General features: G+C 37.9%; 9 protein-coding genes and 1 pseudogene. 3 read left to right on the top strand and 7 right to left on the bottom strand.

Translation table 11 applies throughout. The annotated features are described in order from the left end of the window. Positions 1-217 (top strand): annotated as a pseudogene (locus tag BUA11_RS07560) (IS110 family transposase); the annotation flags it as partial. Positions 218-357: 140 nt separating this feature from the next. Here BUA11_RS07560 and BUA11_RS07555 read toward each other — a convergent pair. The 7 genes from BUA11_RS07555 to BUA11_RS07525 all read right to left on the bottom strand — a co-directional run bounded on the left by BUA11_RS07555 (position 358) and on the right by BUA11_RS07525 (position 8764). Continuing rightward, the gene (locus tag BUA11_RS07555) at positions 358-693 is read right to left on the bottom strand and encodes an STAS domain-containing protein (RefSeq protein WP_072760099.1); all 336 of its coding nucleotides are present in this window, start codon (positions 691-693) and stop codon (positions 358-360) included. 29 nt (positions 694-722) lie between these two features. Next, positions 723-1319 (bottom strand): transcriptional repressor LexA, encoded by a 597-nt coding sequence (gene lexA / locus BUA11_RS07550; RefSeq protein WP_072760097.1) that lies wholly within the window; start codon positions 1317-1319, stop codon positions 723-725. Continuing rightward, positions 1316-1729: a hypothetical protein gene (locus tag BUA11_RS07545; RefSeq protein ID WP_072760095.1), complete on the bottom strand. Its 414-nt coding sequence runs from the start codon at positions 1727-1729 to the stop codon at positions 1316-1318. Before BUA11_RS07545 ends, lexA begins: the two co-directional genes overlap by 4 nt. Before the next feature lies 1 nt (position 1730). Next, positions 1731-4142, bottom strand: a complete 2412-nt coding sequence (gene gyrA, locus BUA11_RS07540; protein ID WP_072760131.1) for a DNA gyrase subunit A — start codon at positions 4140-4142, stop codon at positions 1731-1733. 136 nt (positions 4143-4278) lie between these two features. Continuing rightward, positions 4279-6213, bottom strand: a complete 1935-nt coding sequence (metG, locus tag BUA11_RS07535; RefSeq protein WP_072760093.1) for a methionine--tRNA ligase — start codon at positions 6211-6213, stop codon at positions 4279-4281. A gap of 203 nt (positions 6214-6416) precedes the next feature. Further along, positions 6417-8189, bottom strand: coding sequence for a LysM peptidoglycan-binding domain-containing protein (locus BUA11_RS07530; protein WP_084634404.1), 1773 nt, complete (start codon positions 8187-8189; stop codon positions 6417-6419). After that, positions 8186-8764 carry a thymidine kinase gene (locus BUA11_RS07525; protein ID WP_072760091.1) on the bottom strand — a complete coding sequence of 193 codons (579 nt, stop codon included), beginning with the start codon at positions 8762-8764 and terminating at the stop codon, positions 8186-8188. Before BUA11_RS07525 ends, BUA11_RS07530 begins: the two co-directional genes overlap by 4 nt. Positions 8765-8870: 106 nt before the next feature. Between BUA11_RS07525 and BUA11_RS07520 the strand changes: the two genes are divergently transcribed. Beyond that, positions 8871-9686: a TatD family hydrolase gene (locus BUA11_RS07520; RefSeq protein WP_072760089.1), complete on the top strand. Its 816-nt coding sequence runs from the start codon at positions 8871-8873 to the stop codon at positions 9684-9686. Beyond that, on the top strand, positions 9683-10246 hold the full coding sequence (gene ruvA, locus BUA11_RS07515; RefSeq protein ID WP_072760087.1) for a Holliday junction branch migration protein RuvA: 564 nt from the start codon (positions 9683-9685) through the stop codon (positions 10244-10246). Before BUA11_RS07520 ends, ruvA begins: the two co-directional genes overlap by 4 nt. Positions 10247-10263: the final 17 nt, after the last annotated feature.

Genomic DNA, 10263 nt, shown 5'->3' with positions numbered 1-10263 from the left:
AACGAAAAAAGGGAACAAGTATCTAAGAACATACCTAGTAATGGCAGCGAACGGAGTAAAGACATACGATCCTGTATACAAAGAATATTATCGCAAAAAGTACGCAGAAGCAACAACACACAAACACATGAGAGCGCTAATATTAACTGCAAGGAAATTAGTAAATTTAGTGTATTATTTACTAAAGAACAACGTACCGTATGTACCGATGAAATAGGTAAAAAGAACGAAATCAAGTATGTGAAGAATGAAAGTGAAATATTAAGTTATTGAAAGTCAAAGTGTTGACTAGGTTTTTTATTTTTCTATTTTTTCTCCTCTTGACTTATTACCGGAAATCTTTTAAATCTAAGCTTTTTACTTATTAAGAAACTCAATGGCTTCCCTTTCATTATCATAAATATTCAAAATTCTATCTAAAGCTGTCATTTTAAGTAAGTTCTTAATGTTACTATCAAGATTCAAAAAAACAACCGCTCCAGCGTTCATCAATGCTTGCTTGTGGAGTGCGACCATAGTTCCAAGGCCTGTGCTATCTATATACTTAGTTTCAGAAAAATCAAGAATTACTTTTTTCAAACCTTTATCGAAAGAATTTTCATATACAAATCTTTTAATATCCTGAGCATTAGTTAGCTCCATTTCTTCAGGAACTTTAAAAAGAACTATATCTCCTAATTTCTTCATTTCCATAACTGTCCACCCCTTACTGTGAAAATAACCTATTTAAGAACTCTAATTAGCCCTACCATTTTACCTATAACTCTAACCTTCTTTGGATCCTGCTTTATAATTGGGTACGAATCATTCTCTGGAACTAACTCTATGACATCATCCCTAACAAAGATACGCTTAAGTGTTACCTTATCATCAACCGTGACGGCAACTATCGAATTGTTTTCTGCCGTATATTGCTTTTTGATGATTACATAATCTCCATCAACAATGTGTGCATTAATCATACTATCGCCTTGAACTTTCAAGGCAAAGTAAACTCCATAACCTCGAAGCATGACCAACGGTACCTCAATTTCTTCGTCAACTTCTTCAAACATTTCTATGGCTTGTCCAGCAGCGATTTTTCCTTTAACAGGAATTGTAATACTTTCCTTCCTGTCAGCCAAGGTTATCGTCCTTGGTCCTTTGGCACGTGTTATGTAACCTTTCTTTTCTAATGCTATTATATGTTGCTGAGCACCACGTGGCGTCATCTTGAAATGACGCGCTATATCCCTAACAGATGGAGAGTATCCTTTCATTGTTATATAGTCTTTTATAAACTCATAGATTTGCTGCTGTTTTTCTGTCAAATTCCTCATACGTCGAACACCATCCAAAAATGAATTCTTGAACCCAGAACTTTTACTTTAAGTGCGTGGTAAGTCAAAGCTTTGATTCTAAAAATCACTCTAAGCGGTATCAAATAAATGCAGGAGTTCTCGACTTTGATTGGAAAATATCCCCTGTCTATTAAAGAAATTATATCATTTACTGTGTCAAAAACGCTGTCTATGAATTCATCCGACTCGTCCATATCTTTAATCATTTTTATATTATAACATTTTTTTACAATATTTTGCAAATTGTCATTTGAAACTTCAACATTTTTTGAACTTTCGATCTCTGCATTCTCTTTGAAAATCTCGATTAAATCTCTCAGCAGCTCATCGATATCATTTACAATTACTTCATACGCCAAATCCGCTTTGTGTTCAATTTCCCTGTACAAATCAATCTTCACCACCGATAACGGCAAAATCTGCGACGATATCTCCGTCAGCAAGGTGGATCACTTTGACTCCCTGTGCTACACGTCCGCGTGAAGGTACATCGCTAACTTTGAATTTTATAGTCGCACCGTCTTTGGTAAATACAACGACTTCTTCATCACCTTTTACATATGAAACACCAACAATAGCTCCTGTTTTTTCAAGGTCGGCGATATTCTTTATACCAATTCCATTTCTCGACTGCTTCCTGTATTCTGAAGCTTCTGTCAGTTTTCCAAAACCATTTTCTGTTATTGTGAGTATAAATCCTTCGTCATTTTCCAAAATGGTTGCAGAGACAACTTGGTCGCCTTCTCGCAATCTTATTCCACCAACACCTGCTGCGGATCTTCCCATCGTTCTTACTTCTTCAAGTCCAAACCTGATGCTCATTCCAAGTTTAGTAGAGATCAACACAGTGTGCTCCTCAGATGAAACTTTCAACACAGAAACAAGCTCGTCACCTTCTCTAAAAGTTATAGCCCTTATACCTTTTGATGTTATATTCCTAAACTCCTCAAGTTTCGTTCTCTTAACCACACCATTCTTAGTCACAAAAAGCAAGTCGCCACTGTAATCTGATATATCCATCATTGCAAGAACCTTTTCGCCTTGTTCAAGCTTTATATACTTATTAACGGGCTTACCTTTCGTTGTGCGTCCACTTTCTTCTATCTCTAAGTTTTCAAGTTCGTATACCTTACCAAAGGAAGTGAAGAACAACGTATTGTTGTGCAACTGCGTATAAATTATCTGTGAGACGATATCGTCTTCCATTAAGTTGGTTCCAGTAACTCCCTTTCCATTGCGCCTTTGCGTTCGGAAGACATTGAGGTCCATCAACTTTAAGAAGCCTTTTCTTGTCAACGTCATAACAACATCCTTGTTTGGTACAAGATCCTTCTTATCAAACCGCGTTATTGTTTCTTCGTATTCTGTTATCTCGGTTCTTCTCTCATCTCCGTACTTTTCCTTCAATTCCAGAAGTTCTTGAATCATGACTTCATAGACCTTCTCATCGCTCATCAATATTTCTTTTTCCCTTTCCAATCGCAGTAATACTTCCCTGTACTCACCTTGCAGGTTCTGAGTTTCCAAGTTTGTAAGCCTACCAAGTCTCATGTCCAATACTGCCTTTGCCTGTTCTTCAGTTAGTTGGAGAATATCGATCAACTGTGCTGTCGCATCTGAAGAATCTTTCGCACCTCGCACAATGTTTACAACGGTGTCTATCGCCCTCGAAGCTTTTATCAGTCCTTCAAGGATATGAGCCTTTCTTGAATCCTGTTGGTACGCATACTGTGTGCGCCTGCGTATAACTTCAAACCTGTGTCTGACAAATGCCTCAACTATTTGCTTAAGATTCATCAGTCTTGGTTGCTTATCTGCATCTATTACCAAGAACGTTGCGTTGAATCTCGTTTGAAGGCCTGTTTTCTGGTAGAGATTGTTCAAAATAACTTCCTCGTTTATTTCTTCTGGAAATTCGATTACAACCCTAAGACCTTCTTTATCACTTTCATCTCTTAAATCCTTGACTGGAATCTCTTCTTCTTGTAAGTATTCAGCAATCTGGTTTATTAAATCTGCTTTGCTTATGCCATAGGGTATCTCGGTAATTATTATGCTTTTTTTCTTCTTCTCATGTTTTACTTCAACTTTGCCTCTTACAGTGAAACTGCCTTTGCCTGTAACATACATTTCACGTATTCCAGCTCTTCCTATGATAATTCCACCAGTTGGAAAATCCGGGCCTTTGATTATATCAAGCAGCCTTTCGACAGAAATATCCGGTTCTTTAATAACTGCGACTATTGTATCCACCACGTCTTTCAAATTATGCGTTGGAATGCTTGTCGCCATACCAACTGCTATACCACTCGCACCGTTAAGCAATAAATTTGGCAATTTTGAAGGCAGAACTTCTGGTTCTTGCAACGACCCGTCGAAGTTATCTAACATACGGACAGTATTTTTCTCTATATCTTCCATCATTTCTTCCGAGATTTTATGCAGACGAGCCTCGGTATACCTCATCGCAGCTGGTGGGTCCCTATCAACAGACCCAAAGTTTCCTTGCCCTTCAACAAGTGAATATCTCATGGACCAAGGTTGTGCCATTCTCACAAGCGCTTCGTAAATCGAAGCGTCACCGTGCGGGTGATACTTACCCATCACTTCACCAACGATACGTGCAGACTTTTTAAATGGCTTATTGTGCGATAATCCCAACTCATACATTGAGTACAGAATTCTTCGTTGAACAGGTTTTAAACCGTCTCTAACATCTGGGATAGCGCGCCCGATGATTACACTCATCGAGTAGCTCAGATATGATTTCACAAGTTCCTCTTCGAGCAATCGCTCTATTATATTATTATCTTTTGAATCGCCATTAGATTCAACGGGATTGTTTACATCACTGAATTCTTTCTCGCTCACCTTGAGTTACCTCCTCAAATTCCAGACTAATTTGACTAACCACAAATCTGAAATACCATGAAACTTATTACGAAATCTTCGCTCCCGGTTCGATTTCATCAGATACTGTTAACAGTTTGAGCTTATCGTTCTTCTTAGCGGCAAGCAGCATTCCGTTTGATTCAAGTCCCATCAACTTTGCAGGCTTCAAATTGGCTACAACAATTATTAGCCTTCCTACGAGCTCTTCGGGTTTATAGAACTGAGCTATACCTGCTACTATCTGTCTCCTGCCAAGTTCACCAAGGTCTATCTGTAACTTAACTAATTTTTCGGACTTCTCCACTTTCTCGGCTTCTAAAATCTTTGCAACGCGCAAATCTACTTTTTTGAAGTAATCTATATCTATAAGATCACTCATAGTTACGACATTTTCAACTTTAGTTTCAGCTTGACCCTTAATTTGCTCTTTTTCCATAAACTTTTCCTCCTTACCTTTTTCAAATTTCTTAAACAGTGGTTCACCATGTAGAATCTTTCTGTCTTTGAGATGTTCCCACCCAGTCAAATAAATCTCTGAGAAATCACTGCTTATACCAAGTCTTGAATAGACTTCTTTTGATGAATCAGGCATAACTGGCGAAACAAGTGTTGCAACTTTCAGTGTACTCTCTACAACCAAAGACAAAACTGTTCCAAGTCTTTCCTTATTACCTTCCTTTGCCAACACCCAAGGCCTTGTTTCGTCAAAGTATTTGTTCAGATACCCTATAAACTGCCACAATCTATCAAGCGCATCGGTTATCTTGTAACTGTCCATCAGGCTTATATATTCCTCTTTTGTCTTTTCATATTCACTTATGAGGCTCTTATCAATTTCTTCTAACGAAGAAATACCCGGAACTATTGAGGAAAAATGTTTCACAATCATAGCAAGTGTCCTATGGAGCAGGTTACCGTAATCGTTAGCAAGATCAGAATTCAATCTCTTAACGAGGTTTTCTTCGGAAAAGTCTCCATCCTTTCCAAAAACTATATCTCTAACGAGGTAATATCTAACAACGTCGTTACCATATTTCTTTACGTACTCACGTGGATCTATAGCATTTCCAAGCGACTTGCTTATCTTCTGGCCATTCACAGTCAACCAGCCGTGCGCAAAGACTTTCTTTGGTAAAGGTAGTCCGACCGACATCAACATTGCAGGCCAAATAAGGCTGTGGAACCTGTTAATTTCCTTTCCTATTAGATGTACATCAGCGGGCCACCATTTGTTGAAATTATCCATGTTGTCAGGATAACCGATTGCCGAAATATAGTTTATCAGTGCATCGACCCAGACGTAAATGACGTGTTCTGGATCTTTTGGCATTGGTATGCCCCATTTTAACGTTGTTCTGGTTATCGAAAGGTCTTTCAGACCAGATTCGAGAATTTTTAACATCTCGTTTTTTCTGAAATCAGGCTCAACAAACTCGGGATTATCTTGGAAATGCTTTAGAAGAGGCTCCGTATACTTTGACAATCTGAAGAAATAGTTTTCCTCTTTGATGACCTGGACTTCTCTTCTGCACGATGGACAAAGGTTGTGTCCGTGTTCATCATGCTCTAATTCATCTTCGTTCCAGTACGTTTCACACGGTACACAGTACCATCCTTCATACGTACCTTTGTAGACATCGCCATTTTCGAGCATCCTTGAAACAAAGTACTGAACAGTTCTCATGTGATTTTCATCTGTCGTTCTTATAAAATAATCGTTTGTGATATTCAAATCCTTCCACAAATCTTTAAATTTCTGTGCAAGTTCATCGCAGAGAACTTGAGGTTCAACACCTTTCTCTCGTGCTGCCTGAGCTATTTTTTGACCGTGTTCATCCGTACCAGTCAGATAAAAAACTTCGTAGCCGAGCATTCTCTTGTAACGAGCCAAGATATCACCAACAATCGTAGTATATGAGCTCCCTATATGAGGTTCCGCGTTAACATAATAAATAGGCGTCGTAATATAAAACTTTTTCACTCAAAACACCTCCGGATGTGTTCTATTTATTTAACTATTTCAACTTTTATATATTATACCACACATATGGTAACTATGTGTGAATGATACGAAAACTTGGTTTTCAGAGAGATTAACTTAAGAAATAAAAGCGAGGTGAATCACTATCACCCCGCCTATGAAAAACTATTCTAAATTCTGAATATCTGGTTCACTCTTTTCATTTATTTGGCTTCGAAAAGTTCTTTCAATGGTGGAATAAGGTCTAAATACTTCTTGTAGTAGATGAACTTCCATCCCGGCCTTATCAAATTCGGGTCTTTGATAATAGGATTAAGTTTCAAGAGTTCCTCTTCACTAACACCCAATCTGTAAGCAACTTGTCTGAAAGTATCACCCGCTTGAACAGTGTATGTCAGGAGTACCAAGGACTCTCTGTTTCTATCCTCCTCGTTGGCTATTACCCCATCGGACAACAGATTACCAATCGTGCTAAATAGTATTTTTTGCACAGGTACCTCAACATCATTGATAACTTTGCCTTTCAGTAATGGATTCTGACCGTATGTTCTTATAGTTGGCACTGACATAATAAGAGTATCGCTGTCTTCTAAAGGTTTACCCAAGAAGGTTATTTCTCTTATTGTCCCATTGTTCAACACAACCTTGTAGTTTATACCTTCAATAAGATCATAGAACCATGGATTGTTTACAACTGTTCTCGAGAACAAGACTTTACTATCTTCAAGCGATAAATACTGAAGGCTATTCTTGATTATCTCCTTTACTTCCCCACCAGAAAGCTTCAACACTTTTACAGATGTTGTTTTTCCAATCAACCCATATAGTTCTTTTCTTGTTATGTTTCCTTCCACTATACCTTTAAAATTCGGATTATAGACATTCCAAATACCGATTTGCGCTCTTGTATATTCAATAATTGATTTATTCACCAACTCCGTGATTAAGCTATCTTCAAGAATGGCCATGTATTTGTTGAATCCAATTGTCACTGCAGATGCAAACAAGTTTTCGGAAAGCCATTTTTCCACTTCTGTTTCAAATTTCTGAGCCCATGAAATAATATCCTCGTTGACTTTGATATCAGCCATTTTGACATTCTTAATGGAAACGTTGTTCAATTTCCATTTAGTTCCGTTCTTCGTGAATTCAAGATTGATTTCATTCACTGACAATCCATCATTACCTGGAAGTGAGTAAATCACGTTTTGATTCTTACCCGTATAAATTAAGGCTTGATTTCCAAACAAGAAGATATTAACATCTTTTGAGAAATTCTTTACCAAAGCGTCCCCTATGTTCAAATTGCTTTCCAAAGCTATTCTGTTTCCTTTTACGGGATCATAAGAAATGCCACCACTTGTCGCGAGCACGATTGCGTCTGGCGCAACTTCTTTCTTAACTCTATCTATCCTTTCGCGAAGATTTGCAATATAGTCACTGTACTTATATTCACCATAAGGTGGTACGACGCCGAAAATCGCTATTTTTATACCGTTTGGAAGTACTTTGACATAGTAGTTTTTAATACCGTCTATCTCGCCAACTAAGTTTGTCGCAAGAACAAATCCATTAAACTTTCTTACATACTGATTCAGATACTCTTTACCAAGCGAAAGCTCAAACGTTCCTGGTACTAAAACATCGTAACCTGTTTTGTTAATTAACTCTAAAACTCGATTTTCTGCTATGTCCTTTTCAACAAAATAATCACCAAACGGACTTCCGTAAAGGATATTTCCTGTATCGATGAGAACAAAATTCTGATTCTCTGCTCTCTTTGAAGTCACGTATGAATAAATATACGTCAAACCTTTTGGCTCAAAAGTATCATTAAAATAATTGTAGGGCAAAACATTTCCATATATGTTACTCGTGTGGACAACTGTCACATTTGCTTTCGATTGTGCTACAACAAATGCAGAAATAAAAATGAACAGTGAACCCAAAATAATCTTCCACTTTCTCACCATCATTTATCTCCCTCCTTCAAAGATAATTCTCTATAACAATCTTTACAAACTGCTATATATTTTTCTTTCCCTCCAACATCGATCACACCACCGTTTGTCTTCTTCTTGAACGATAGTGTCCCATTGTATTCTCCACATATTTCACACACTGCTTTTTTCTTTATGACCTCGTCAGCTATTGCCATAAGCTTAGCTGTTGCTTCGAAAGGTTCCCACAGATAGCTCATGTCAAGACCCGCACAATATACATCAACACCATCTGAGGTTATCTTTTTTAGCACATCAACTATTGCTTCATCAAAAAAATGCACCTCATCAACAAAAATCGCATCGGGCCTTTCTCCAACTGAATAATACACACGAGCCAGTTCATCAGAACTCGCAACTACCTTAGCAGGCATTTTAAAAAACTTGTGCGTTACAACATCTTCAGCACTGTACCGGTTATCGATGGCTGGCTTAAAAATAACGATTTTCTTCCTTCCAAGGTCATAAATCTCCGCAAAATTTAGAAGTTCTGTCGTTTTTCCAGAATACATAGGTCCAGTAATCACCGTCAGTTTTCCGTAACGATCCATTGATACACCCCCAAAGCTGTTCTTGTTTCTCAATTTCAAAACTAAACATGATAAAGTTAATAAAATTCTGGTATAATTATATCAGAAAAAGGAGGCTGTGTATACCATGGAATTGAATTTAGACACACAAAAGTTGATAGACACACACGCACATTTGCACATGTGGCAATTCAAAAACGACCTGGAAGATGTGCTAAAACGTACTCAAGAGTTAAAATTTGTTTTGAATGTGTCTACGAATATGAAAGATATGCCTGAAACTATCAAGATTGCAAAGCGCCTTTCGAACACTTACTGTGCAATTGGTGTCCACCCTCACGATTCCAAAGATGCTCTTGAGCATAAAGAAAATTACCTTGATAAAATCGAAAGACTCGCAACAACTTCAAATAAAGTTATCGCGATTGGAGAAATAGGCCTTGATTATTTTAGGAACCTCTCACCTGTTGAGGTTCAGAAAAGAGTATTCGCCGATCAACTTGCTTTAGCCCAAAAGCTCGATTTGCCCGTCATACTCCACATTAGAGATGCATACGAAGACACGTACGATATTTTAAGTGCATTTAAGACTGAAAAATTACGTGGTATTGTTCACGCGTTCGGTTCAGATGAAAACTGGGCGAAGAAATTCGTAAAATTGGGTTTCAAAATAGGTATAGGCGGACCAATTACATATCCTAAGAACGAAATGCTTAGAAGAACAGTCAAAATAATAGGAATAGAAAATATAGTGACCGAAACTGACTGCCCATATCTACCACCACAACAGTTCAGAGGAAAAAGAAATGAACCGATTTATGTTGCATATGTTGTCGAAGAGCTAAACAAAATATTTGGCAAAGATGTGACCGAACATGTTTTGAGCAATGTAACGCAACTCTTTGGTTTGAACAACGAACTTCTTGGAGTTGATGCAAAGTGATAGAAGTAATAGAAGGAAAATACGCTGGACGCAGTGAGGGAAATCTGCTAATTAGGGTTGGAAGTTTTGTGCTAAGCATTGTTTGCGATGCAGAGAGCTTTTCAGAAACTTCAGAGGGAGAGGATATTAAAGTATATACAAAACTGGTAGTAACGCAGGAAGATATAACTCTATACGGGTTCGATTCTAAGGAAAAAAGAGAAGCCTTTGAAAAATTAACAAAAGTATCAAAACTTGGTCCAAAGACCGCTGTTAAAATATTGTCGGCAACGAGCTTAGAATATCTTTCTACAGCAATTGCAACAGGTGATATAGAAAAACTCTCCGCAATTCCAGGAATAGGACGTAAGACTGCAGAACGCATAGTTGCGGAGCTGAGAGAGGAATTTGAACCTATGCAAGTGGACAGTACATCTCTTGAAGCAATTGAGGCACTTGCTTCTCTTGGTTACAGCAAAGCTCAGGCTCAAAACGCTGTCAAGCAAGTGCGCAAAGAACTTCCAGATGCCAATTTATCGAGGGTCATAAAGGAATCTCTAAAGCTTCTGTCGAAGATGTAAAGTGGGAACTTTTGAAA

This window comes from Fervidobacterium gondwanense DSM 13020, assembly GCF_900143265.1.
GTDB lineage: Bacteria > Thermotogota > Thermotogae > Thermotogales > Fervidobacteriaceae > Fervidobacterium > Fervidobacterium gondwanense.
Note: the sequence above shows the minus strand (reverse complement) of the source record. Positions and strands in the feature narration are given on the sequence as shown.